This is a genomic window from Arthrobacter sp. M4 (assembly GCF_020251205.1).
Lineage (GTDB): Bacteria > Actinomycetota > Actinomycetes > Actinomycetales > Micrococcaceae > Arthrobacter.
The window spans coordinates 584,239-608,641 of record NZ_JAIWYX010000002.1 but is presented as its reverse complement, the minus strand read 5'-3'; the positions used below and the strand labels follow the sequence as shown (position 1 = coordinate 608,641).

The following is a 24,403-nucleotide window of genomic DNA, read 5'->3' as shown; positions in this document are numbered from 1 at the left end:
CCGTTTAGGCCTCGGGTCCGCGCCGCATCTGCCGGACGAGGTCCAGTACGACAGCGGAAAGGTCGCCGCCGTGCTCGGCGGCCACGCGACGCTGGCGCTGGTAGCCGGAGCCGCGGGCGATGATCTTCTCGACGTCGGAGAGTTCCTCGCTGCAGCCTAGCTTGGCCGCGATCGGCTCCAGCCTGTTCAGGGTCTCCATGAGGTGCTCGGTGACCAGGCACTCGTTGCTGTCAGCGTCAAGGATGATGATGGCATCCATGCCGTACCGGGCAGCCCGCCACTTGTTCTCCTGGACGTGCCACGGCGGCATGGTGGGGATGCTGCCGCCGTTGTCCAGGATGGTGGAGAACTCGTGGACCAGGCACTGGGTGAGCGCCGCAATGGCACCAACTTCCTCCAGCGTTGACAGTCCGTCGCAGATCCGCATTTCAATAGTGCCAAGGGCGGGCACTGGCCGGATGTCCCAGCGGATCTCGGACAGGACATCTATCACGCCGGTCTTGAACATGTCGTCGACGTAAGACTCGTATTCTTCCCACGTGCGGAACTGGAAGGGCAGTCCGGCCGTGGGAAGCTGCTGGAACATCAGGGCGCGCTGCGAGGCGTAGCCGGTGTCCTCGCCGCCCCAAAATGGGCTGGAGGCGGACAGTGCCTGGAAATGGGGGAAATAGTTGATCAGGCCGTCGAGGACCGGCAGTGCCTTATTCCGGTTGTCCAGCCCGACGTGGACGTGGACGCCGTAGATCACCATCTGCCGGCCCCACCACTGCGTGCGGTCGATGAGCTTGGCGTAGCGTTCCTTGTCCGTGACGGGCTGCAGCTGGGGCGGGCTGAAGGGGTGGCTGCCCGCGCAGAACAACTCGATGCCCAAGGGATCAGTGACGTCACGCACGGCATCGAGGGACCGTTGCAGGTCTGCCTTGGCTTCCTTGACGGTCTCGCACACGCCAGTGACGAGTTCCACAGTGTTCAGCAGCAGTTCACGCTTGATGTGCGGGTGGTCTTCGTCCTCTTGCAAATCCGGGTGCTTGGCCTTGATCCCGGAGAGGACTTCATTGGCTGCAGAAACTAGTTCGCCGGTTTGGGAATTAACCAAGGCAACTTCCCACTCCACCCCCAGTGTTGACTGCCTGGATGACGCGAAATCAATCTGCACGTGGGTCCCCTCGATATTCTTCAATGCCCGTTGCTACGACCGCCCAGGGGCCGCCAGCGGATGGTTCAAGTCTAAGGCAGGGGTAGCATCGAGTTGATGGCTTCCCTTCCCGGCCGCCCCAACGGCGTGAACGCAAATGCCTCAATCCTCCTCATTTTCCTGGTCACCGCGCTGTCGATCGCCGTGGTCCTCGCTGCGTGCACTGCTGCCCCGGACGACGAGGACAGTCCATCAAGCAAACCCGATCGTCCTTCGGGCAGCCCCGCCTCGCCCGTGCCATACTCCGGTGGCGGACAATCCAGTGCAGCTCCGTCCACTGCGTCCGTCCCGCCGGGCGAGGAACCATTGGGCTGGGGACCACGGAGCAAGGACCTGGCCGCCGCACGTGCGGCAGTGGCTCACATGAGCCCGGCACAAAAGGCGGGGCAGGTGCTCATGGGCTACTACAAGGGAACGGACACCACAGCCCAAGCCAAGGCGATCCGGGAGCTTCACCTTGGCGGCAGCATCGTGATGAGGGACAACGTTCCGCGTTCCGGTGACGGTACCGTTGATACCTCTGCCCTCGCCCGGGCCACGGCAGAACTTGGCAAGGCGGCGCGGGAGGACGGCCGCTCCTGGCCCGCCCTGGTGGGCGTGGACCAGGAAGGCGGTGTTGTGGCAAGGTTGGGCGCACCGCTCACGGAGTGGCCGACACCGCTCAGTTACGGCGCGGCTGGCAGCGCCGATCTGGCGGCCCAGGGAGGGAAAGCCATGGGCGCCGAATTGGCGGGCCTTGGCTTCACCGTGGACTTCGCGCCGTCCGCGGATGTCACCATCGGGCCGAACGACCCCACGGTGGGTTCCCGGTCGTTCTCCGGGGATCCCGAAGCCGCCGCAATGCTTTCCACCTCGTTCGGCCGTGGCATGTTGGATGGAGGGGTGCTTCCGGCCAGCAAGCACTTTCCGGGCCATGGATCCGTGACCGTCGATTCCCATGACGAAATGCCTGTGCAGGACGCCACGGCCGCTCAGCTGCGATCACGCGACTGGAAGCCTTTCCTGGCCGCCGTCCAAGCTGGACAACCCATGGTCATGATGGGCCACATCGCCATGCAATCGCTGGAACCCGGCGTCCCTGCCTCGGTGTCTTCAGCAAGTTACAAAGCCCTGCGCAACCTGGGCTTCCAGGGCGTTGTGGTCACCGACGCTTTGAACATGGGTGCCATAACCAGCAAGTATCCCGGCGAGTCCGCCGCCCCGAAGGCGCTGGCTGCCGGTGCCGACCTGTTGCTGATGCCGGAGGATGTCCGTGCCGCCCACCGTGCCATCCTGGCCGCCCTCGACGACGGGTCGCTATCGGTTCAGCGCCTGGATGAGGCGACTGTCCGGGTTGTCACCATGATGCTGTGGCACGCCCGGACCCACTCGGTGTCTCCTGGCTCCCCATCAGCCGCGCCGCAGCCGAGCAGCACAGTACAGCAGCCGCGCAGCACAGCACCGCCCGGCAGCGCCGCGCCGGTTTCGCGGGGAGTGTCGGCCGCGGCCATCACTGTGGTGGATGGTCCCTGCACGGGCCGACTCGTCCCGGAAAGCGTCACCGTGACAGGTGGCACGACGGCGGACCGGGAGCGGTTCGCGGCGGCCGCACGCCGTGTGGGCGTCGCCGTCGGGAGCGGACCGGTGGTGGCCCTGGCGGGATTTGGCAGCGGCCCCGTGAATGGCGACGTCGCCGTTTCCCTCGACGCTCCGTGGCCGCTGGCCCGGTCGACGGCGCGCAGCAAAGTAGCACTCTATGGCCGTACCCCTGGGGCATACGATGCTTTGCTTGCGGTCCTGACGGGCGCGGCGACGGCGCCCGGGCGGCTGCCGGCCGTCGTCGGACCCTATCCCGCCGGTACCGGCTGCAAAAGGTAGCGCAGAATGTTTGGCCGCAATGGCGGCACGCGACTGGGGCAACATTCGCTAGCCGGCTCCGGTCAAGCGTTTAATGGGGACCGTGCCGATACTGAACAAAGACATGTCCCTGTGCATCTCCCTGGCCGCGCGGCCCAGCAACATTGGTACGCGCTTCCACAACTACCTCTACGATCTTCTTGGCCTGAACTTCGTCTACAAGGCGTTTGCACCGGTTGATATCGAGCAGGCGGTGGCCGGCATCCGTGGCCTGCCAATCCGTGGCGCGGCCGTTTCCATGCCCTACAAGGAAGCCGTGATTCCGCTGGTGGACGTACTGGACCCGTCGGCGAAGGCCATCGATTCGGTCAACACCATCGTTAACGACCACGGCACACTGACCGCTTACAACACGGATTACATCGCCATTGTCCGTTTGCTCAAGGACCACTCCGTGCCCACCACGCATTCAGTGCTCCTGCGTGGTTCCGGCGGAATGGCGAAGGCCGTCGCTGCCGCCTTGCGTGACACCGGGTTCACGGCGGTCACCATCGTGGCCCGCAACGAGGAGTCCGGGAGGGCCCTCGCTGGCCTCTACGGCTTTGGCTGGCGGCCCGAGGTCGACGGCGCCACCGCGGACCTGATCATCAATGTCACGCCGCTGGGGATGTCAGGGGCGGATCAGGATGCCCAGTCCTTTGACGACCAGACTGTCGCCGCATCGCAGATGGTGTTCGACGTCGTCGCGCTTCCCGCCGAGACCCCGCTCATCAAGGCAGCCAGGGCGGCCGGCAAGCCCGTGATCACGGGCGCCGAGGTGATCGCGATCCAGGCCGAGGAGCAGTTTGTGCTCTACACCGGTGTGCGGCCTTCAGCCGAGCAGGTGCGCGAGGCATCAGAGTTCTCCCGGCAGGCCTAGTCCTCCTTACTGAACCGGCCGCTTTCCTAAACCGGTTCTGCCCAAACGGCCACCCTGTCATCACCGATCCGCGTGAGGACCAGGGTGGCCGTTTTGGTCCCCCGGCCCTTGGCGGTGGCTTTACTTCCGGGCAACAGCTGCCTGCGCAATTCCTCCGGCGTCACGGCCGTGCCCCGCTTCTTGATGTCCAGGATGCCGATTCCGTTGTCCTTCACCCAGGCCTTCAGCACCCGGACGTTGTACGGCATGACCTTCAGGACGCGGTAGGCCCGGGCAAACGCCGTGTCATGGAACTGCGGGGCGCAAATGTAGGCAATGTGCTCGTCGACAAGATGGCCGCCGAGCTGCGCCGCCACGTCAGCCACGAGTCCCGCCCGGATCACCGCGCCGTCCGGCTCGTACAGGTAGCCTTCCACGGGCCCGACGGCGGCTGCCGGGCCGCCGTCGAAGTCCTCGCCGCTGGTGAGCTCCGCGGCGCCCTGCGGGCCCAGCACCAGTGCGGCGCGCCGGACGCCGCGGCGGGCGACGGCGTTGAACCACAGCGTGACTTCGGTGACGTCGCCACCAACGGAAACCCATTGTGCTTCGCAGTTGGCGGGGACAGACTCGTGCGGCATGCCGGGTCCCATTTTGACCCCGACGGCGCGGCCCGAATCGGCGAGCGACTCCACAAAGGACAGCGGGGGAGAGAATTCCTCCGGGTCCCAGATCCGCGTGGTGCCCGAGGACGAGGTGGTGCGCCGGGCCGGGTCCAGCCAGACGCCGTCGACGCCGTCCAGCGGGACCGACGTCGCGTCCGAATGGACTACGCTGGCATGCGGAAAGGGCATCAGGTTGATCGTGGCACAGGCTGCTGTGGTCTCATCCTTCTCCACCGCGGTGACCCGGATGTCCAGTGAGGCCAGGGCCATGGAATCGGCGCCGAGCCCGCAGCCCAGGTCTGCAACGTGGGAGACGCCGGCCCTCGCGAACCTGTCGGCGTGCCGTGCCGCCACGGTGAGCCGCGTGGCTTGTTCCAGCCCAGCCTGGGTGAACAGCATCTGCCGCGCGAACTCACCGAACTTCGCCTCGGCACGGGTCCTGAGCCGGGACTGGGTAAGAACGGCGGACACAAGGTCCGGGGAGTGCCCGGCTTTGCGCAGGGAGTCGTTGAGGCTGAAGGCATCTTTTTCGCTGTATGGCCCCAGGGACGCCAGTAGCTCCCACCCCTCGGTAGTGAGCAGCGGCGCGATCTGGTCCGGAGTTGTGTCAGCCATGGATTCAAGCCTAGCTGCGCTGCGTGGGTGGGCTCATGATGGACAACTCCGTCAACCCGCGCTTCACAACGGCTTCACAGCCCGGCGCGCGGAGAGAACAGCGCTATAGGGTTGAAACATGGTAGAAAGTGCAGCGCCGCGGCCCGATGACTATGACGACTACAACGAATCAGACACCCCAGCCCAAGTGCCCGCCCAGAAGCATTGGGCGGTAACCTTCGCCCGTCCGGCCCTCGCAGTCGGCATAGCCATCGCCGTTCTGTGCGCAGTGCTCCTGCTCATCATCTTCGCCCTGGATTCCTTCAACGCCACTGTGTATTCCGTGAATGGCAAGGACATCCAGGACGCCACGGAGGAGGCCCGGGAGATCCGGGACAGCTACTCAGGAACCCGCCTAGGCGGGATTATCGGACTGATCCTGGGTTGCGTACTGGCTGTTGCAGCGGGCGTCGTGCTGATGCTGAACCGCGGCGCGGGCCCGGCGGACGACGGTGACGACGTCGACTTTGATGACTTGGCGGGCAGCTAACGCGTCCGCCGGTGACGAAACTCTGGCACTCGCCTTGACCGAGTGCTAACGCCTTGCCTAAAGTCATCATTAGCACTCTCCCCCTGAGGGTGCTAACCCTCCGCCAGGCCCCTGCCGGCACCGCGACGACGGCAGGACACGGCATCCCTAGCTTGATAGTCCATGTACTAACTCATGAAAAGGAGAGATCCGAGTGTCGGTCTCGATTAAGCCTCTTGAGGATCGCATTGTTGTCCGCCCGCTCGAAGCTGAGCAGACCACGGCTTCCGGCCTGGTCATCCCGGACACCGCACAGGAGAAGCCGCAGGAAGGCGAAGTTGTCGCAGTAGGCCCCGGCCGCGTTGACGACAACGGCAACCGCGTGCCCGTCGACGTTGCCGTTGGCGACGTTGTCCTCTACTCCAAGTACGGCGGAACCGAAGTCAAGACCGGCGGCGCTGAGTACCTGGTGCTCTCCGCCCGCGACGTCCTGGCGATCGTCGTCAAGTAACTCCCTGGAGCCCGCACCGCAGTCCTGCCCGAATCAAATCCGGCGCAGTCTGCGGTGCGGGTTTTCCGTCTTGAAAGGACACAACCATGGCAAAGCAGCTTGCGTTTAATGACGCTGCCCGCCGCTCCCTTGAGGCTGGCATCGACAAGCTGGCCAACACCGTCAAGGTGACTCTTGGCCCGCGCGGCCGCAACGTCGTGCTGGACAAGAAGTGGGGCGCCCCCACCATCACCAACGACGGCGTCACGATCGCCCGCGAAGTCGAACTCGACGACCCGTACGAGAACCTTGGCGCCCAGCTGGCCAAGGAAGTCGCCACCAAGACCAACGATGTTGCGGGTGACGGCACCACCACCGCCACCGTCCTTGCGCAGGCCCTGGTCAAGGAAGGCCTCCGCAACGTGGCCGCCGGCGCAGCTCCGGGCGAGATCAAGCGCGGCATCGAGGTCGCGGTCGAGGCCGTTGCCTCCCGCCTGCTGGACAACGCCCGCGAGGTCGAAGGCAGCCAGGTAGCCAACGTAGCCGCCATCTCCGCGCAGAGCGAAGAAGTTGGCGAGCTCCTGGCCGAAGCATTCGGCAAAGTGGGCAAGGATGGCGTCATCACGATCGAGGAATCCTCCACCACCCAGACCGAACTGGTCCTCACTGAGGGTATGCAGTTCGACAAGGGCTACCTGTCCCCGTACTTCGTCACCGACGCGGAGCGCCAGGAAGCTGTCCTGGAGGATGCCCTCATCCTGATCAACCAGGGCAAGATCTCCTCCCTGCAGGACTTCCTGCCGCTGTTGGAGAAGACCCTGCAGGCCTCCAAGCCGCTGTTCATCATCGCGGAAGACGTCGACGGCGAGGCTCTGTCCACGCTGATAGTCAACCGTATCCGTGGCACGCTGAACGTGGTCGCCGTCAAGGCACCGGGCTTCGGCGACCGCCGCAAGGCCATGCTGCAGGACATCGCCACGCTCACGGGCGCCCAGGTGGTATCCCCTGAGCTCGGCCTGTCCCTGGACCAGGTTGGCCTGGAGGTCCTCGGTACCGCCCGCCGCATCACCGTCACCAAGGACAACACCACCATCGTGGACGGTGCAGGCTCGGCCGAGGACGTTGCGGCCCGCGTTGCGCAGCTGCGTGCTGAGGTCACCCGCACCGATTCCGATTGGGACCGCGAGAAGCTGCAGGAACGCCTTGCCAAGCTGGCCGGCGGCATCGGCGTGATCAAGGTCGGCGCCGCAACCGAGGTTGAACTCAAGGAAAAGAAGCACCGCATCGAGGACGCCGTGTCCGCAACGCGTGCCGCCCTTGAGGAAGGCATCGTTTCCGGCGGTGGCTCGGCCCTCATCCACGCACTCAAGGCGTTGGATGAGGATGCTGACGTCCAGGCCCTGAAGGGCGACGCCGCGGCCGCCGTCGGTATTGTCCGCCGCGCCCTGACGCAGCCGCTGCGCTGGATTGCGCACAACGCCGGCTACGACGGCTACGTGGTTGTGTCCCGGGTTTCCGAGCTCGAGGACAACCACGGCTTCAACGCCAAGTCCGGCGAGTACCAGGACCTCATTGCCGCCGGTGTGATCGATCCCGTGAAGGTCACCCGTTCGGCTGTCCGCAACGCCGCCTCCATCGCCGCCCTGGTTCTCACTACCGAGACCCTGGTCGCCGAGAAGGCTGCTGAGGAAGACGAGCACGCAGGCCACTCGCACTAGCCTGTAGCCCGTAACGTAGCGCTGCCAGCAACGGCCCCGTCCCGACGACTAGTTCGTACGGGACGGGGCCGTTGCTTTTTGCCTTGTGGGGCCTCGACGGCGGCGGTAGCCTGACGCTAGGACGACGGCGGCGCTCGCCGTTGCTCGTCCGCGCGGTGGAGTGTTCCACACCGCGCGCGGTTCCAATCGGGGTGGACCATGACGGTGCCGGCGACAGCGCTGGATCTTGGACGCTCGGCCTTCGCCGAGCACAGGTGGAGCGACGCCTTCGACTGTTTCGCGGAGGCCGACACGGAGGGCGGCCTTCCGGCCCAGGACCTGGAGCAGATGGCTTCAACGGCACTGCTTTTGGGACGTTCAACGGAGGGCGTGGATATCCTGTGCCGCGCCTACGACGAGTACCTGGTGCTGGGTGACGTGCCATCCGCGGCACGGTGCGCCGCGTGGCTTGTGCTTTACCTGTCAGAAAGCGGCGAACAGGCGCGAAGCTCGGGATGGATGGCCCGGGCGCGCCGCCTGCTGGATGACGTTGACGGCCCTACCCAGGCGGAAGGCTTCCTCCTCATTCCTCCGGCACTTGGCGCCCTCTACGGGGGAGACCCGGCTGCCGCCCATGAACTGTTCACCCAGGTGCTGGACATCGGCCAGCGGGTCCAGGACAGGGACCTGGTGGCACTCGGTCGGTTGGGACTCGGGACCTCGCGGCTGTCGCTCGGATTTCCACAGGAAGGCCTTCAGCTCCTGGACGAGGTGATGGTCGCCGTAACGGCAGGTGAGATCTCGGCGATTCCCTCGGGGATCATCTATTGCGCGGTGATCGGCAGCTGCCGGCTCGCCATGGACGTGCGCCGGGCACAGGAATGGACTGCGGCACTGGACCATTGGTGCGGCGGCCGACCGGACATGGTGATGTTCAGCGGACAATGCCAATCCCACCGGGCGGAACTCTTCATCCTGCACGGGGCCTGGGACGAGGCGCTGGCCGCGGCCCGGATCGCCCGGGACAGGGCCAGCAGGGGCGACCCTGACGCCGCCTACGGTGGGTGGTACCAGGAAGCGGAAGTCTTCCGCCTCCGGGGGGACCTCGAGCAGGCCGAACAGGCGTACCTTCAGGCAGGCCGGACAGGCTATGAGCCCTTGCCTGGCCTTGCATTGCTGAGGTTGGCCCAGCACAAGGCACCGCAAGCCCAAACGCTGCTGCGGCGGGCACTCTCCGTCGCGGATCCGGCAAATCGCTGCCGACTGCTGCCTGCCCTGGTGGAGGCCGAACTCGCTGTTGGTGACATTGCTGCGGCGCGGGCAGCTGCAGATGAGCTGTCACGTCCAATCCACCCAGGCAGCCTGACGTTAGAGCGGGCGTTAGGCGCCCAGTCAGAGGCCGCGGTGTTGCTCGCCGAGGGCAACCCGTCCGCGGCGTTGGCCGAGGCCCGGAAGGCATGGCGGCTGTGGTACGGGCTGGAGTCTCCGTACGATGCTGCGCGCTGCCGGGTCATGGCTGGCAGGGCCTGCGCGGCAATGCATGACAAGGACTCTGCCGCGATGGAATTTGAAGCCGCGAAAGCCGATTTCGCGGACATGGGCGCCGCTCTTGCACTGTCGGAGGTGGCAGGACTCAGCATGGACGCCGCGGGGGAGCGCCATGGCCCATTGACTGCCCGGGAGCTGGAAGTCTTGCGCTTGGTAGCCGCCGGCAGCCCCAACAAGGTCATTGCGAAGAAGCTCTACCTCAGTGAGAAAACGGTGGCACGCCATGTCAGCAACATCCTGACCAAGATCGGCGTATCTTCGCGCGTGGCTGCCACCACCTACGCCTACGAGCACGGCCTGATCACCTAGCCATCCGGCGCAGGCCTGCCCGCGGCGTGCGCCGAAATACCCATACCGTGCTGCATGGAATGGGTCATTTGTCCGACGCGGACACACCATCCCTGCTCCTAGCGTTGATGCCATGAACAACGTCCCAATGATCAGTGTCCCCGTGATTGCGGGCACCGTCTCCACGGTCCTCTTTGCGGCGAGCATGCTTCCCATGCTCGTGAAGGCGTCACGGACCAAGGACCTTGCCTCCTACAGCATCGGCAACATCGTTATCACCAACGTGGCCAACCTGGTGCATTCGATCTACGTGTTCGACCTCCCGGCCGGGCCGGTGTGGATGCTGCACTCCTTCTACGTGGTGACCTCGGCGCTGATGCTCGTGTGGTGCATTCGGTATCGCCACGAAGGTCATCCAGGGACTGTTCTATCCCCCGCAACAGCCGGCCCGGACTTAAAGGGCCTTCCAGAACAGGAGCCAGCACGATGAACACCACCTTAGACACCCTCGTCATCGGCGGAGGCCAGTCCGGCTTGGCCATGGGCTATTACCTGGCACAACAGAACCGGGACTTCGTGATCGTCGATTCCCACCGCAGGGTTGGCGATGCGTGGCGGCTCCGGTGGGATTCCCTGCGCCTGTTTACGCCGGCGAAGTACTGCGGCCTTCCTGGCCTGCCTTTCCCCGGCGATCCCCTGTCCTTCCCTACCAAAGATGAACTAGCGGACTACCTGGAGGTCTATGCGCGGCATTTTGAGCTTCCCCTGATCCATGGCGTCCGGGTGAACCGGCTCTGGCGCAAGGACGATCGCTGGGTGGTAGACGCCGGTGGGCAGCGCTGGGAGGCGCTGAACGTCGTCGTTGCCACGGGCGGCAACCAGGAGCCAAAGGTTCCTCCATTCGCCGATCAACTGGACCCCACCATCGTTAGCCTGCACTCAACGCAATACGCCAACCCCACCCAGATGCAGGAGGGCACAGTGTTGGTAGTGGGCGCCGGAAACTCCGGTGCGGAGATCGCCCTTGAGCTCAGCCGCACACACGCCACGTTGCTATCCGGCAAGCCCACAGCCGAGGTTCCCGTCCGCCACGGCCGGACTGGAGCGCGCTACGTCCTGCCGATCGTAAAGTTCGTCGGCCAGAACGTCCTCAATCTCAACAACCCGATCGGACGTAAAGCGGCGAAGGGAATATTGGCCCACGGTGCCCCGCTGGTCCGGACCAAGATCGCTGATCTGCTTGCTGCCGGAGTCCAAACCGTGCCCCGGATCGTAGGCGTGCAGGACGGCAAGCCCGTGACCGGTGACGGTCGCATATTGGATGTCGCGAATGTAGTCTGGTGCACTGGCTTCCGGGACGATTTTGGCTGGGTGGACGCTCCCATCCTTGACGACGACGGTCGCGTACTGCAGCGTCGCGGCGTGGCCTCCTCGGTGCCTGGCCTGTATTTCCTGGGCAGGGAGTTCATGTTCTCGGCAGTGTCTGCCACTCTTCCGGGCCTATGCCGTGACGCTCGCTACCTCGCTGGCCGGATTCCCGTACCTGGCAGCGCGGGCACTGGCCAGAGTAGGCACAGCGGACACTCTGGATCCTCCAAGGTTCCGGTGCCTTAATGGTTTAGGGATGGCCCGCGACTGCACTCGGTTTGGCAGGCTCTGCGTGGGTGCACCGAACGGCCCGGTTTGGCGGGACGGCCACTTGCGCCGATACCATGGATGTTTTGATTTCAGACAGCTTGAGGAAACTTTTTGGTCACGACTGCACGAATCCATGCTTCTCCCCGCAGACCCAGGCGGGCCGAAGGAGCCGCGGCCAAATCCAAGTTTCGTCCTGAAATCCAAGGGCTGCGTTCGTTAGCGGTCCTGATGGTGGTGTCCTACCACATCTGGTTCGGCCGGGTGTCCGGGGGAGTGGATGTCTTCCTGCTCATCTCTGCGTTCCTCATGACTCTGCAGTTCACGGGGCGCTTTGAGCAGCAGAGGCCCAGGGCCCTGATCCGGCATTGGCTCCATCTGTTCCGGAGACTTCTACCCGCCGTCGTAGTTGTCCTTACGGCTACGCTCCTGGCCGCATATTTCCTGATGCCGCGCAGCCGGTGGGTCGACATCCTCAATCAAGGTTGGGCGTCCCTTTTCTACTACCAGAACTGGGTGCTGCAGAAGGCAGCGGTCAACTACTACGCCACCGATCACAGCCTTGCCAGCCCGCTGCAGCACTTCTGGTCGCTCTCCATCCAGGGCCAGGTCTTTATTCTGTGGCCCATCATTTTTGCCGGTGCCGCGTGGTTGGCGCACCGGTACAAACTCCGTTACCGGGCACTGCTGACATACATTTTCGGCGCCATCTTCCTGGTGTCACTGACATACTCGATCATCTTCACCGCCACCAACCAGGCGCTCGCGTACTTCGATACGTTCGCCAGGCTGTGGGAATTCGCGCTTGGCACCCTGGTTGCGCTGGTCCTGCCGGGGCTCTACGTCGCCAAATCAGCGCGAGTCGTCCTGGGTTGGCTGGGTATTGCCGCCATGCTGAGCTGCGGCATTCTGCTGCAGGTCCAGACCGCGTTTCCCGGCTTCGTGGCGCTGTGGCCAACCCTCGCCGCGGCCTGCGTCATCGTTGCCGGGCAGTCGGGCAGCCGCCTGGGTGTGGACCGGATCCTCAGCTCCAAGTTCCTGGTGCGTCTTGGTGACAACTCCTATGCCCTGTACCTGTGGCACTGGCCGATCCTAGTCATTGCCTTGGCCTGGAGCGGCAAGGACCACGCCGGCTGGCTCTCCGGAACGGTTATTGTCGCGCTTTCCCTGGTGCTTGCCTTCCTCACCACAAAGTACGTGGAAAAGCCGCTCCGCGAATGGAAGTGGCCCGAGGTAAGGCGTAGGCGGGCAGCCATCGCCGTGGTCGCCTGCCTGGCCGCTGCCTGCGTGCCGCTGGGCGGATTCACGGGATACCAGCAGTGGGAGAAGGCGGCCGCAGCGGAGCGCGCTTACCGCGACAACCCCGGGGCCCGCGTCTTCGACGCGAACTACGTGGACCAGGCGGACAAGTCCGCTCCGCTGGCCCCCAGTGTGGAACTCGCTGCCGGCGACTGGCCGGTGTTCGACGGCGGCTGCAAATCCGACGACGCCGCCCTCACCAATATCTGTTCCAATGACAAGCCTTTCGCTTCGAAGCAGATCCTTGTCCTTGGCAGTTCGCACGCCCATGTCTGGTCTACGCCCCTGTTGGAACTGGCGGACAAACGCGGCTGGGATGTGCAGGTCATCACCAAGGGGTACTGTCCCGTCACCCTGACCAAGGACAAGAAGATCACCCAGGAGTGCGTGGACTTCAACAAGGAAACACTGGAGAAGGCGATAGCCATGAAGCCGGACCTCGTGCTGACCACCAGCACCAGGACGGACGCCGATCCCGGCACCAGTGAATTCGTGGACGCATCCTGGGTGTCCGAAATGAAGCGGCTTAACGACGCAGGCATCCCCGTGGTGGCCATCCGGGACACTCCCCGCATGAAGGAGCCGGTGCCGGACTGCCTGGCGAGCCACAAGGACAATTTCTCAGCCTGCGACGCCAACCGGCATGCCATCTTCGCCGACACGAACCCGGCCGATGCAATAGCCGGGCAAATACCGGCGACTGCCTTCCTCGACTTCACGTCCTTCTTCTGCAATGACAAGACCTGTCCGGCCGTCATCGGGAATGTGATGGTCTACAAGGACGACAACCACGTCACGCGGACCTACATGTCCACGTTGGCCCCGTACTTCGAGCAAATGTTCCTGTCAGCCACGGGGTGGACCTGATGACAGCCACCCGCACGGTCCCCTCACCAAGGAAAACCCCGACGGCGGCCTCCGCCTTTCGGCCGGAGGTGCAGGGCCTGCGGGCGCTCGCCGTTTTGATGGTGGCCACCTATCACATCTGGCTTGGCAAGGTGTCCGGCGGAGTGGACATCTTCCTGCTCGTCTCGGCATTCCTCATGACGCTTTCCTTCGTCAGGAAAGTGGAGGCCGGTAAGCCACTGCGACTTGTTCGGCACTGGCTGCACGTCTTCAAGCGCCTGCTGCCCGCCGTCGTCGTTGTGATCCTGGCCGTGCTGGTGGCCAGCCGGATCATCCTTCCCCAAAGCCGCTGGCCCGATGTCCTTAGCGAGGCCTGGGCCTCCCTGCTCTATCGGCAGAACTGGCTCCTGGCGGACACTGCCGTGGACTACTATGCGCAGGACCATTCCGGAGCCAGCCCGCTGCAGCACTTCTGGTCGCTGTCCATCCAGGGCCAGGTCTTCATCCTGTGGCCAATCATCTTTGCGGTGTCTGCCCTGGCGTTCCGGTTGTTGCGGAGACCATTCCCCAGACTCGGTTACGCTGCCGTCTTGTCCGTTCCCTTCGGCGGGATCTTCCTGGCCTCCCTGGCGTTCTCCATAACCGAAACTGCCGGCAACCAGGCTTACGCCTACTTTGATACCAGGACACGGCTCTGGGAATTCGCGCTCGGATCACTCCTGGCCCTCGCCATCCCGTACCTGAAGCCGGGACGTGCCCTGCGCGTCGTGCTGGGCTGGGCAGGGCTGGCGGCCATGCTTTCCTGCGGGCTGGTCCTCACCGTGGACCGCTCGTTCCCAGGCTTCGTCGCGCTCTGGCCCACCCTTGCTGCGGCGGCAATCATCGTCGCAGGCCAGAGCGGCAGCCCGATTGGCGTGGACAGGATCCTTTCGTCCCGTCCGTTGGTTGGGCTCGGGGACAACTCCTACGCCTTGTACCTGTGGCATTGGCCGGTTCTCGTGTTCTTCCTGGCTGCCACTGACACGCATGCGCCGAACCTGCTGCAGGGCCTGGGGGTCCTTGCCACGTCGCTGGTGTTGGCGGTTGGCACTACCCGCTTCGTGGAGCGTCCGCTGCGTGACTGGTCCTGGCCCGAGCGCCGCAGTTGGCGAACCGCCATCGTTATAGCCGCTTGCGGCGCCATCCTCGCCGGACCGGCAGCGCTATGGCAGAGCAACCTAACGGCCGAAACGGCGGCCATTGCCGCCCAGCCCAGGGAACTGACGCCGGGCGCCGCCGTGCTGGCACCGGAGAATGCCGGGAAACCGACGCCGGAAGCCAAGATCATTCCGGCGCCCGCCGCCATGAAAGACGAGTGGGCGGACATCGACGGGCTCTGCATCGACCAAAACGTCCCCAGTAATCCGTTGCTGCAGGGCTGCCTCCAGAACAGCAAACCGGAGAAGGTCACCAAGCGAATCGTGGTGCTGGGCGACTCCCACGCACAGCAGTACATGGCGGCCCTGGGACCCATCGCCAAGGAACGTGGCTGGGAAGTGGTGACGCTGCTTAAAGGCAACTGCCGCTTCGGCGCCGAATCCGCGGAACGGGATGCCGACTGTAACGCCTTCAACAAGGCCAGTGCCGCCTATGTCCTTGAGCACAAGCTCGATGCCGTATTCACGGTGGCCTCCCTGACACACGTTGAGGCGCCCTTCGAGACGGAAGTGCCCGGGTACCTGGAGGGCATCAAGCCGTTCACGGATGCCGGAATCGATGTGGTCGGCGTCCGGGACAATCCGCGCTTCTCCATGAACATGCCTGAATGCGTGCAGAAGAAGGGCCCGGATTCCCCGGACTGCAACGCGCCCCTTGCCGAATCCCTGGCAGAGTCATCGCCCTTGGACGATTACGTGGGCAAGGTTCCGCGGCTCCATCTCATGGACCTGAGCGACCTCATCTGCGCCAACGGAACCTGCCCGGCCGTGGTCGGCAACGTGTACGTCTACAAGGACGACAACCACCTGACCAAGACTTACGTGCAGACCATGATTCCCATGTTCAAGGAACGGCTCCTGGCTTCCACGGGCTGGGACTAGGGTGCCAACAGCGCCGGGGCCGTGCCATTGCTCACATTGCCTCCGTGGAATATGGGGAACGGCGCGAAGGTTCTAATATTTACTCAATACCCATGCACGGACCAGACCCGTAATGACGGGCTGGTCATCAGCTGCAACCCCTACCAGAGCAACCCCCAGAAAAAAGGTAAGAGGCGCACTCATGACCCAGCCCGAACACGATCCTTTCGGCTTCATTGGCCTGACGTACGACGACGTCCTGCTCCTCCCGGGGCACACTGAAGTGATCCCGTCCGAGGCTGATACCTCTTCGCGTATCTCCAAGCGCATCACCGTGCACACGCCGCTGCTGTCCGCCGCAATGGACACCGTGACGGAGTCCCGCATGGCTATCGCCATGGCGCGCCAAGGCGGCCTGGGAGTAATCCACCGCAACCTAGCCATCGATGACCAGGCTGACCAGGTGGACCGCGTGAAGCGCAGCGAGTCCGGCATGATCACCAATCCCCTGACCATCCATGCCGAGGCAACCCTCCTGGAGTTGGACGAACTCTGCTCCCGCTACCGCGTCTCCGGCCTGCCCGTCGTCGACCCTGACGGCCGCCTGCTGGGCATCGTGACCAACCGCGACACCCGCTTCGTCCCCGAGTCGGACTTCCCCATCCGCCGCGTCAGCGATGTCATGACCAAGATGCCGCTCATCACCGGCCACGTGGGTATCAGCCGTGAGGAAGCGTCCGCGAAGCTAGCCACCAACAAGATCGAAAAGCTCCCGCTGGTTGATGACCAGGGCCGCCTCAAGGGCCTCATCACCACCAAGGACTTCACCAAGGCCGAGCAGTACCCCCTCGCCACCAAGGACGACGAAGGCCGCCTGCGCGTCGGTGCAGCAATCGGCTTCTTCGGCGACGGCTGGGAGCGTGCCATGAAACTGGTGGACGCCGGCGTGGACGCCCTGTTCGTGGACACCGCCAACGGCCACTCCCAGGGTGTGCTGGACATGATCACCCGCCTCAAGAAGGAAAAGGCCGCTGCCCACGTGGACATTATCGGCGGCCAGGCAGCCACGCGCGAAGGCGCCCAAGCCCTCATCGACGCCGGTGCCGACGGCATCAAGGTTGGTGTCGGTCCGGGTTCCATCTGCACCACCCGCGTTGTTGCCGGCGTCGGGGTTCCGCAGATCACCGCCATTTATGAGTCCGCCAAAGCAGCCATTCCGGCCGGCGTTCCGCTGATCGCCGACGGCGGCCTGCAGTACTCGGGCGACATCGGCAAGGCCCTCGTGGCCGGTGCCGATACCGTGATGCTCGGTTCCCTGCTGGCAGGCTGTGACGAGTCTCCGGGCGAGTTGATCTTCGTCAACGGCAAGCAGTTTAAGAGCTACCGCGGGATGGGTTCGCTCGGTGCCATGCAGTCCAGGGGCAAGAACACCTCCTACTCCAAGGACCGCTACTTCCAGGCGGACGTCTCCGGCGACGACAAGCTCATCCCCGAAGGGATCGAAGGCCGTGTCGCCTATCGCGGTCCGCTCGCCTCTGTGGCGTACCAGCTTGTTGGCGGCCTGCGCCAGACCATGTTCTACACGGGTGCCCCCACTATTCCTGAGCTGAAGGCCCGCGGGAAGTTCGTGCGCATCACGGCGGCAGGCCTTAAGGAATCCCACCCCCACGACATCCAGATGACGGTGGAAGCACCCAACTACGGTTCGCGGTAACGGATTTGGCTTACAAAGGGGCTTCCCATTGTGGGAAGCCCCTTTGCAGCGCCGGGCTTAGGCTGGGTGCATGTCCACGCCGTCGCGGCATCCGCCTGAGTTCGGGCCCAAACGGGACCTGGCGCGCAAGCTCGCGTTCAAGCCCTATCTTCGCGCCGTAGTGCAGGTACTGCGCGTCAGTTTCCGCGCCTCGCCGGCCGCCGTCATCATGAAGGTGGCCGGTTCACTGGTTTCCGCCCTCCTTCCGCTTGTCACCACGTATTTCGCGGCCCTAACGACGACGGCGCTTGCGGCCGGTTATGCAGGTGACCCCGACGCCGGCGGACGGGCCGTCGTGTACGTCATAGTCACTGCCGCGCTGGGGCTGTTCTGGGGCGGCTTCAGCAGTGTTGACAGATTCATCCAGCAACTCATGAGCTTCCGGGTGGGCGCGATCGTGGGCGACCTGATGTACGAGCGCTTCCTGGCGCTGGACTTCTGGCGGTACGACGATAAGGAAACGGTAGACCTCTACGACCGCGCCAAGCGGTTCTCCGATTCGTATGCACGCGTCCTTGACCGCATCGCCGCGATCTTCACGCAGGCTGTCTCCGTGATCCTGGCTATCGGTGCCCTGGTCCTGGTCAGCTGGTGGATCGCCGCGATCGTGCTGGTGGCGATCGTGCCGAGCGTTTACCTGCAGTTCAAGCTCTCCCGCGAGCAGATGGCGCATTGGAACACGCAGGTGGATTCACGCCGCCAGCGGCGCATGATCGAGACGAACCTCCTGCGTCCTCAGCACATTGCGGAAATGCGGCTCTACGGAATTGTCGGTTACCTCATGGAGCTGCGGTCCAGGCTGCGCGACGCGGATGAACGGCGCAGGCTCGATTTCCAACGTCGTTACATCCCCAAGCAGCTGGCCGCAGACTCGCTCCAGTACGGCGCCGAAGTGGTGTCGCTCATCTGGGTGGTAGGCCAGATCATCTCGCGCGTTCAGCCCGTCGGGCAGTTCCTCTACGTACAGCAAATAGTCAGCCGGGCACTTTCCACTGCCAACAACCTCGTGTCTTCGCTCAGCTACATCGACGAAGACCTGGCCAACCTCAAGGACTATGAACTGTTCATGAACCTGCCCGCCCGTGCCGGGGCCGGCACTCCGCTGACAGCTCCTCCCCGCAGCGTGGAGCTCCGCGATGTCCGATTCAGCTACACGGGCAGCGATATCCAAGTCATCAAGGGTGTGTCGCTCACTATCCGCGAGGGCCAGCACATCGCCATCGTGGGGGAGAACGGTGCGGGTAAGTCGACGCTGATCAGGATTCTTGCCGGACTTTACACTCCGGACTCCGGCCAGGTCCTGCTCGACGGCGTGGACCTCGCCGACGTCGACGTCACCAGCTGGCACCGCCACCTGGCGGTGCTCAGCCAGGAGTTCCTGAAATACGAGTTCGCCACCGCCGCGGAGAACATCCACTTCGGAAACGTCGATGCGCCACGGGATGACGGGCGCATTCGCCAGGCTGCCGATGACGCCGAAGCGATGGACTTCATTAGGAAGCTGCCCAACGGCCTGGATAACCACGTCAGCAACTGGATGGAGGATCCCCGCGGACGCAAGGGCAGCGGCCTGTCTGGCGGCGAATGGCAACGACTGGCCATGGCACGGAATTTCTACCGCGAAGCGTCCTACATGGTGATGGATGAACCAACCTCGGCAATCGACGCCCTCGCCGAACACCGAATCTTCAGCCGACTGTTCGCGGACCACAGCCGCACCATGATCGCCATCAGCCACCGCCTGGCCACTATCGAAAAGGCGGACGTGATCTACATGCTGGAAGATGGCCGGATCGTGGAACAAGGCACCCACCGGGAACTCGTGGAGCTGCGTGGCCGCTACTACCGGATGTTCGAGTCCCAGCTGACAACCGCCGAATAGCGGCGCGGAAGCAGCGCCAGTTCTCGATCCGCCGTTGGGATAACCTAGTCCAGTGACTTATGAGATTGAGATTGGCCGTGGCAAGCGTGGGCGTCGTGCCTACTCCCTGGATGACATCGCGATTGTCCCAAATCGCCGGACGCGCGACCCCAAGGACGTCTCCGTCTCATGGCAGATTGACGCCTACAAGTTCGACATGCCCGTCATCGCAGCCCCCATGGACTCCGCCATGTCGCCGGCAACGGCCATCGCGCTCGGCAAGCTCGGCGGTCTGGGTGTCCTGGACCTTGAAGGACTGTGGACGCGTTACGAGGACCCGCAGCCAATCCTTGACGAGATCGCAGGCCTCGCGGACGAGACCAGCAGCCCCACGGTCACCCGCCGCATGCAGGAGCTGTACCAGGCGCCGATTCAGCCGGAGCTGATCAGCTCCCGCCTCGCCGAGATCCGGTCAGCGGGAGTCACCGTTGCCGGTGCCCTCACGCCGCAGCGTACCCAGGAGCATTACAAGACCGTGCTGGCTGCCGGCGTCGACCTCTTTGTTATCCGCGGCACCACGGTGTCAGCCGAGCACGTTTCCAAGAACCACGAGCCGCTGAACCTCAAGCAGTTCATTTACGAACTCGATGTTCCCGTCATCGTCGGCGGCGCCGCCGGCTACACACCGGCCCTGCACCTGATGCGCACTGGTGCCGCCGGTGTCCTGGTGGGCTTCGGTGGCGGCGCCACCACCACCACGCGGCGGGCGCTGGGCATCCACTCGCCCATGGCGTCGGCCATTTCCGACGTCGCTGCGGCCCGCCGCGATTACATGGACGAGTCAGGCGGTCGTTACGTCCACGTCATCGCCGACGGCGGCATGGGCACCTCGGGGGACATCGTCAAGGCCATCGCCATGGGTGCCGACGCAGTGATGCTGGGCAGCGCACTGGCCCGCGCCGATGAAGCGCCGGGCAAGGGCTGGCACTGGGGCCAGGAAGCCCACCACCTGGAGTTGCCGCGCGGCGACCGCGTCAACGTCGGTACCGTTGGTCCGCTCGAGGAGGTCCTGTTTGGGCCGGGCCACCACACCAACGGAACGTCCAACCTGGTGGGCGCGCTCCGCCGCTCAATGGCCACCACTGGCTACTCGGACCTCAAGGAATTCCAGCGCGTTGACGTGGTGGTTTCGCCGTACCACTAAACCTGCCGATCACCAGGGGAAGCCAGTAGGGTAGGGGAACTACGGGCATGTGTGCGATGGGAGGCACCCGATGAGCAACGATGCAGACGGCAGGCAAGGCAGGGATCCGAGTCCAGGAGCCCTCAGTCCTGAGTCCCGGGCAGCGTCGATCGAAGCCCTGAAGAGCACCAACGAACCTGGGAAAGAACTCGACATCCTCATCGTTGGAGGCGGAGTCGTTGGTGCCGGGGCCGCCCTGGACGCCGTCACCCGAGGACTCAGCGTTGGCATCGTCGAGGCGCGCGACTGGTCCTCGGGAACCTCTTCGCGATCCTCCAAGCTCATCCACGGCGGCCTCCGCTACCTGGAGATGCTGGACTTCGGACTGGTCCAGGAAGCCCTCCAGGAGCGGGGACTCCTGATCCAACGCATCGCTCCGCACTTGGTTCGCCCGGTGCCGTTCCTCTACCCGCTGACGCGACGCTTCTGGGAGCGGCCCTACGTTGGCGCCGGCATCGTCCTCTACGACACCCTCGGCATCACCAGCGGGCACAGCAGAGGAGTGCCGATGCACAAACACCTGTTCCGCCGGGGCACTCTTCGCGCCGCGCCGAGCCTCAAGGACGAGGCGTTTGTGGGCTCCATCCGCTACTACGACGCCCAAGTGGACGACGCCAGGTTCGTCGTTAACGTCGTCCGGACTGCTGCCCACTACGGCGCCCATGCCGTCAACCGCATGCGAGTGGTGGATTTCCTGCACGAAGGCGAGCGGGTGGTCGGGGCCAAAGTGGAAAACCAGGAGGACGGCAGCGTCTTTTCCGTGCGGGCCAAGCAAGTGGTCAACGCTACCGGTGTGTGGACTGATGAGACCCAGGCGATGGTCACGGACCGCGGACAGCTCAAAGTCCGGGCCTCCAAGGGCATACACCTGGTGGTGCCACGTGACCGCTTCCAGTCCACGGTGGGACTGATCCTTCGAACCGAGAAGTCAGTGCTATTTGTCATCCCGTGGGGGCGGCACTGGATTATCGGCACCACTGATACCGATTGGAACCTGGACAAGGCGCATCCGGCGGCCTCCAGCAAGGACATCGATTACGTCCTGGAACACGTCAATAGGGTCCTGAAACGGCCCTTGACGCGCGAAGACGTGGAAGGGGTCTACGCTGGTCTCCGCCCGCTCCTCGCAGGGGAGAACGAATCCACGGCCAAGTTGTCACGTGAACATGTGGTGGCGCACCCGGTGCCCGGGCTGGTGGTGGTGGCCGGCGGCAAGTTCACCACCTATCGCGTGATGGCCAAGGACGCCGTCAATGAGGCCACCCGAGCCATGGACGAACGGGTAGCCGCCAGTTGCACCGAAACAATTCCGCTGCTTGGTGCCGAGGGTTTTCGGGCCGCGTGGAACCGGCGGGTACGTTTCGCCGAGGCCTACGGGGTCCACGTCGCGCGCGTGGAGCACCTGCTGAACCGCTATGGTTCACTGGCGACGGAAGTACTGGATCTCATCGCGGAGAATCCGGAACTGTCGCAGCCACTGCCCGGAGCCGATGATTACCTCGCAGCTGAAGTTGTTTACGCCACCACGCACGAGGGCGCCCGCCACGTGCACGACGTTTTGACCAGGCGTACCCGCATCTCGATCGAGGCCTGGGACCGGGGTGTGTCCGCCGTGCCGGTAGTCGCTAAGCTAATGGGAGGAATTCTTGGCTGGAGCGAAGCGCAGCGGGAAGGCGAAATCAGGCACTATCTGGCCCGGGTTGAAGCTGAACGGCTGAGCCAGCAGCAGCCGGACGACGAGTCCGCCGATGCCGCAAGGATGGGCGTGGACGACATCGTGCCGCTGCGCTGAACGCTTTCCGGCTTGCGGTCCCTCCGGCCGCACCAATCTCCGGCCACCCCAAAATTACCGGCCGCAGCGAAGGGACACGACTTGGCGGAAGCATTCGACCGGTACGATGCCGATCTGACTACCCCGGAGATGGTGGTCCTCGAGATGGAGGCCACGGACAGGCTGGATGCCGCGGCCCAGCTGGCAACCCGGTTGCACGCTGCTGGCCGTGTGTCCGACCTTGAGGCATTCCTGGCGCAGGTCAATTCCCGTGAGCACCAGATGGCCACCGGGCTGCCCGGAGGGATCGGGCTGCCCCACGCGCGGAGCGAGCACGTGTCCCGAATCTCCATCGCCGTCGGGGTCACCAAGTTCGGCCACGCCCTCGATTTTGGCGCCGCCGACGGCCCCGCAAACCTCGTCCTGCTGATTGCAACGCCTGCCAGTTCGTTTTCCGACCACCTGGAAGTGCTGGCGACCATGGCACGCTCACTCTCCAAAGAGTCTTTCCGCGAATCCCTGCGCCGCGCCCATGACCCGGAAGTCATCTCCGAACTCATCAACTCCAGCCTGGTGTTCTTCGACCACTAGCGTCGGTAGGGGCAGTCCCTGTTCGCTCTTCTACACGAATACGAAGTACGGTTAAGGGGTGCTAAAAACCGCCCTGAAGCCCCGATGGATCGCCGGACTTGTGTTCGCGCTCCTGCTTTCCGGGGTATTCGTGCTGCTGAGCCAGTGGCAGTTTGGGCGGTCGACCCAGAACCAGTCACCTGTGGACACGTCCGTGGAGCAGGTCAAGCCGCTCACAGAGGTCCTCAAACCCGGCCAATTTTTCCCCGGTTCGGTGGCCGACCAAATGGTGCGCGCCACCGGTAGCTACGACGCCAGCAAACAGGTACTGGTTGAGGGACGTCTTCACGACGGCGCCAAAGGCTATTGGATCGTCACCGCATTCGCGGTCGACGGCGCCCCCGTCCTGAGCGGAAGCGGGGCCAGCCCGCGGACTTGGATACCGGTGGCCCGCGGTTGGATCGACGCACCCGAAAAGGCGGCCCCACCGCCGTCGGGCAGTATTGAACTCATCGGAAGGCTGCTGCCCTCCGAGGCGCCCGTGCCGAACACCGATCCGGGACCCGGCCGCGCGACTGCCGTCTCCGTAGCGGAACTGATCAACTCATGGGAAGTGTCCAGCTACCCGGGCTTCGTCGCGGCGACGGCGGAGAATGCCGGCGGAAAGGACGTCTCGGCGTCGGGTGACTTGAAGCCGCTGAATATCCCGGCCCAGCCGCCGGAACAGCAGGTCAATTGGCTTAACCTGTTCTACTCCGTCGAATGGGTGGTATTTGCCGCCTTCGCGCTGTACATCTGGTGGCGCCTGGTTGCTGATGATTACCGCCGCGACCTGGAAGACCAGGAGGAGGCCTACGGCCACCACGCAAACGACGACGGCCGCCCAGTTGATGGCGCGGCTGGCAATGGCGATGGTCTCCCCGAAGTGGAGGCAGGCCACGCGGGGCAGGATGCAGCCGGCGCCTCGAACAGCAATACAACCCCAACCAGCCAGCATGAACATAAGGTGCAGCCATGATCGAGCCCAAGCCCGCTATCCAGCCCGAACAGTCCGGTGAAACCGGCAAGGGAGGCGCGGCGAAGCCACGCAAGCGCCGCTTTGGCGGAACTGAGTCCCAGATCCGCTCAGCTCTGACTTTCTACAAGGTACTCGCCTACCTGACCGGTACCATGCTGCTCCTGCTCTGCGCGGAACTCGTGGCGCGATACGTCTTTGGCGTTTTTCTTTTCGCTGGCGGTACCGACGCCGCTACGGGGCAGCCCTTCGGATTCGGGTTTGCCGACGCCGAGTCCAAAGCAGTGTTGGGCGGATTCAATGTGTCCGTGGCAGTGCTGATTGTCCATGGCTGGATGTATGTTCTGTACCTGATCTCCAACTTCCGGCTCTGGTCGCTTATGCGGTGGCCTTTCAGCAAGCTCGTGTTTATGGCACTCGGCGGCGTTGTTCCGTTGATGTCGTTCATCGTGGAGAAGAGGTTCCACGCCGACGCCGAAGGCGAACTGGCTGAGCACCCACAGGCATCCAAGCGCTACTGAACCATTTAGCCGCCTTGGCTGTGTGAGATCCCTTACTCCGGCCCGTGATTCCGGGCTCCGGGAGCCGTCGTAAGATGCACCCGGGGTGCCCCGCA

General features: G+C 64.2%; 19 protein-coding genes. 17 read left to right on the top strand and 2 right to left on the bottom strand.

Annotation, left to right across the window (positions count from 1 at the left end; genetic code table 11):
• Positions 1-4 precede the first annotated feature (4 nt).
• On the bottom strand, positions 5-1,156 hold the full coding sequence (locus tag LD110_RS06390; RefSeq protein WP_225497235.1) for a glutamate--cysteine ligase: 1,152 nt from the start codon (positions 1,154-1,156) through the stop codon (positions 5-7).
• 96 nt (positions 1,157-1,252) lie between these two features.
• Here LD110_RS06390 and LD110_RS06385 point away from each other — a divergent pair, with 96 nt between their 5' ends.
• A complete protein-coding gene (locus LD110_RS06385) occupies positions 1,253-3,052 on the top strand; it encodes a glycoside hydrolase family 3 N-terminal domain-containing protein (RefSeq protein ID WP_308012411.1) in 1,800 nt (599 codons plus the stop codon).
• An 82-nt stretch (positions 3,053-3,134) separates the two neighbouring features.
• Positions 3,135-3,950, top strand: coding sequence for a shikimate 5-dehydrogenase (locus tag LD110_RS06380; protein ID WP_225497233.1), 816 nt, complete (start codon positions 3,135-3,137; stop codon positions 3,948-3,950).
• A 26-nt stretch (positions 3,951-3,976) separates the two neighbouring features.
• Here LD110_RS06380 and LD110_RS06375 read toward each other — a convergent pair whose 3' ends face one another.
• Positions 3,977-5,206, bottom strand: coding sequence for a class I SAM-dependent methyltransferase (locus LD110_RS06375; protein ID WP_225497231.1), 1,230 nt, complete (start codon positions 5,204-5,206; stop codon positions 3,977-3,979).
• 118 nt (positions 5,207-5,324) lie between these two features.
• Here LD110_RS06375 and LD110_RS06370 point away from each other — a divergent pair, with 118 nt between their 5' ends.
• The 15 genes from LD110_RS06370 (at position 5,325) to LD110_RS06300 (ending at position 24,308) form a co-directional block, all read left to right on the top strand.
• A complete protein-coding gene (locus LD110_RS06370; protein ID WP_225497229.1) occupies positions 5,325-5,735 on the top strand; it encodes a hypothetical protein in 411 nt (136 codons plus the stop codon).
• A 193-nt stretch (positions 5,736-5,928) separates the two neighbouring features.
• Positions 5,929-6,225, top strand: coding sequence for a co-chaperone GroES (groES, locus tag LD110_RS06365; RefSeq protein WP_225497227.1), 297 nt, complete (start codon positions 5,929-5,931; stop codon positions 6,223-6,225).
• Between the two features lie 86 nt (positions 6,226-6,311).
• A complete protein-coding gene (gene groL, locus LD110_RS06360; protein WP_225497225.1) occupies positions 6,312-7,922 on the top strand; it encodes a chaperonin GroEL in 1,611 nt (536 codons plus the stop codon).
• Between the two features lie 198 nt (positions 7,923-8,120).
• Complete coding sequence (locus LD110_RS06355; protein WP_225497223.1) at positions 8,121-9,758, top strand: helix-turn-helix transcriptional regulator; 1,638 nt, start codon at positions 8,121-8,123, stop codon at positions 9,756-9,758.
• A 112-nt stretch (positions 9,759-9,870) separates the two neighbouring features.
• The gene (locus LD110_RS06350; RefSeq protein ID WP_263854939.1) at positions 9,871-10,227 is read left to right on the top strand and encodes a hypothetical protein; all 357 of its coding nucleotides are present in this window, start codon (positions 9,871-9,873) and stop codon (positions 10,225-10,227) included.
• Positions 10,224-11,351, top strand: a complete 1,128-nt coding sequence (locus tag LD110_RS06345; RefSeq protein ID WP_225497221.1) for an NAD(P)/FAD-dependent oxidoreductase — start codon at positions 10,224-10,226, stop codon at positions 11,349-11,351. Before LD110_RS06350 ends, LD110_RS06345 begins: the two co-directional genes overlap by 4 nt.
• A gap of 135 nt (positions 11,352-11,486) precedes the next feature.
• Complete coding sequence (locus LD110_RS06340; RefSeq protein ID WP_225497220.1) at positions 11,487-13,538, top strand: acyltransferase family protein; 2,052 nt, start codon at positions 11,487-11,489, stop codon at positions 13,536-13,538.
• Positions 13,538-15,595 (top strand): acyltransferase family protein, encoded by a 2,058-nt coding sequence (locus LD110_RS06335; protein WP_225497218.1) that lies wholly within the window; start codon positions 13,538-13,540, stop codon positions 15,593-15,595. The genes LD110_RS06340 and LD110_RS06335 overlap by 1 nt, the downstream gene beginning before the upstream one ends.
• 181 nt (positions 15,596-15,776) lie before the next feature.
• Positions 15,777-17,288: an IMP dehydrogenase gene (gene guaB / locus LD110_RS06330; RefSeq protein WP_225497216.1), complete on the top strand. Its 1,512-nt coding sequence runs from the start codon at positions 15,777-15,779 to the stop codon at positions 17,286-17,288.
• Positions 17,289-17,358: 70 nt separating this feature from the next.
• On the top strand, positions 17,359-19,209 hold the full coding sequence (locus LD110_RS06325; protein WP_225497214.1) for an ABC transporter ATP-binding protein: 1,851 nt from the start codon (positions 17,359-17,361) through the stop codon (positions 19,207-19,209).
• Between the two features lie 52 nt (positions 19,210-19,261).
• Positions 19,262-20,392, top strand: coding sequence for a GuaB3 family IMP dehydrogenase-related protein (locus LD110_RS06320; protein WP_225497213.1), 1,131 nt, complete (start codon positions 19,262-19,264; stop codon positions 20,390-20,392).
• A gap of 70 nt (positions 20,393-20,462) precedes the next feature.
• The gene (locus LD110_RS06315) at positions 20,463-22,223 is read left to right on the top strand and encodes a glycerol-3-phosphate dehydrogenase/oxidase (protein WP_225497211.1); all 1,761 of its coding nucleotides are present in this window, start codon (positions 20,463-20,465) and stop codon (positions 22,221-22,223) included.
• An 81-nt stretch (positions 22,224-22,304) separates the two neighbouring features.
• The gene (locus tag LD110_RS06310; protein ID WP_225497209.1) at positions 22,305-22,793 is read left to right on the top strand and encodes a PTS sugar transporter subunit IIA; all 489 of its coding nucleotides are present in this window, start codon (positions 22,305-22,307) and stop codon (positions 22,791-22,793) included.
• Between the two features lie 58 nt (positions 22,794-22,851).
• Positions 22,852-23,790: an SURF1 family protein gene (locus LD110_RS06305; RefSeq protein ID WP_225497207.1), complete on the top strand. Its 939-nt coding sequence runs from the start codon at positions 22,852-22,854 to the stop codon at positions 23,788-23,790.
• Positions 23,787-24,308 (top strand): DUF3817 domain-containing protein, encoded by a 522-nt coding sequence (locus LD110_RS06300; protein WP_225497206.1) that lies wholly within the window; start codon positions 23,787-23,789, stop codon positions 24,306-24,308. Before LD110_RS06305 ends, LD110_RS06300 begins: the two co-directional genes overlap by 4 nt.
• Positions 24,309-24,403: the final 95 nt, after the last annotated feature.

Coding starts and splice junctions, on each gene's coding strand:
- LD110_RS06385 (WP_308012411.1), top strand. CDS start 1,253: ATGGCTTCCCTTCCCGGCCGCCCCAACGGCGTGAACGCAAATGCCTCA.
- LD110_RS06375 (WP_225497231.1), bottom strand. CDS start 5,206: ATGGCTGACACAACTCCGGACCAGATCGCGCCGCTGCTCACTACCGAG.
- LD110_RS06370 (WP_225497229.1), top strand. CDS start 5,325: ATGGTAGAAAGTGCAGCGCCGCGGCCCGATGACTATGACGACTACAAC.
- groL (WP_225497225.1), top strand. CDS start 6,312: ATGGCAAAGCAGCTTGCGTTTAATGACGCTGCCCGCCGCTCCCTTGAG.
- LD110_RS06355 (WP_225497223.1), top strand. CDS start 8,121: ATGACGGTGCCGGCGACAGCGCTGGATCTTGGACGCTCGGCCTTCGCC.
- LD110_RS06350 (WP_263854939.1), top strand. CDS start 9,871: ATGAACAACGTCCCAATGATCAGTGTCCCCGTGATTGCGGGCACCGTC.
- LD110_RS06345 (WP_225497221.1), top strand. CDS start 10,224: ATGAACACCACCTTAGACACCCTCGTCATCGGCGGAGGCCAGTCCGGC.
- LD110_RS06335 (WP_225497218.1), top strand. CDS start 13,538: ATGACAGCCACCCGCACGGTCCCCTCACCAAGGAAAACCCCGACGGCG.
- guaB (WP_225497216.1), top strand. CDS start 15,777: ATGACCCAGCCCGAACACGATCCTTTCGGCTTCATTGGCCTGACGTAC.
- LD110_RS06325 (WP_225497214.1), top strand. CDS start 17,359: ATGTCCACGCCGTCGCGGCATCCGCCTGAGTTCGGGCCCAAACGGGAC.
- LD110_RS06315 (WP_225497211.1), top strand. CDS start 20,463: ATGAGCAACGATGCAGACGGCAGGCAAGGCAGGGATCCGAGTCCAGGA.
- LD110_RS06300 (WP_225497206.1), top strand. CDS start 23,787: ATGATCGAGCCCAAGCCCGCTATCCAGCCCGAACAGTCCGGTGAAACC.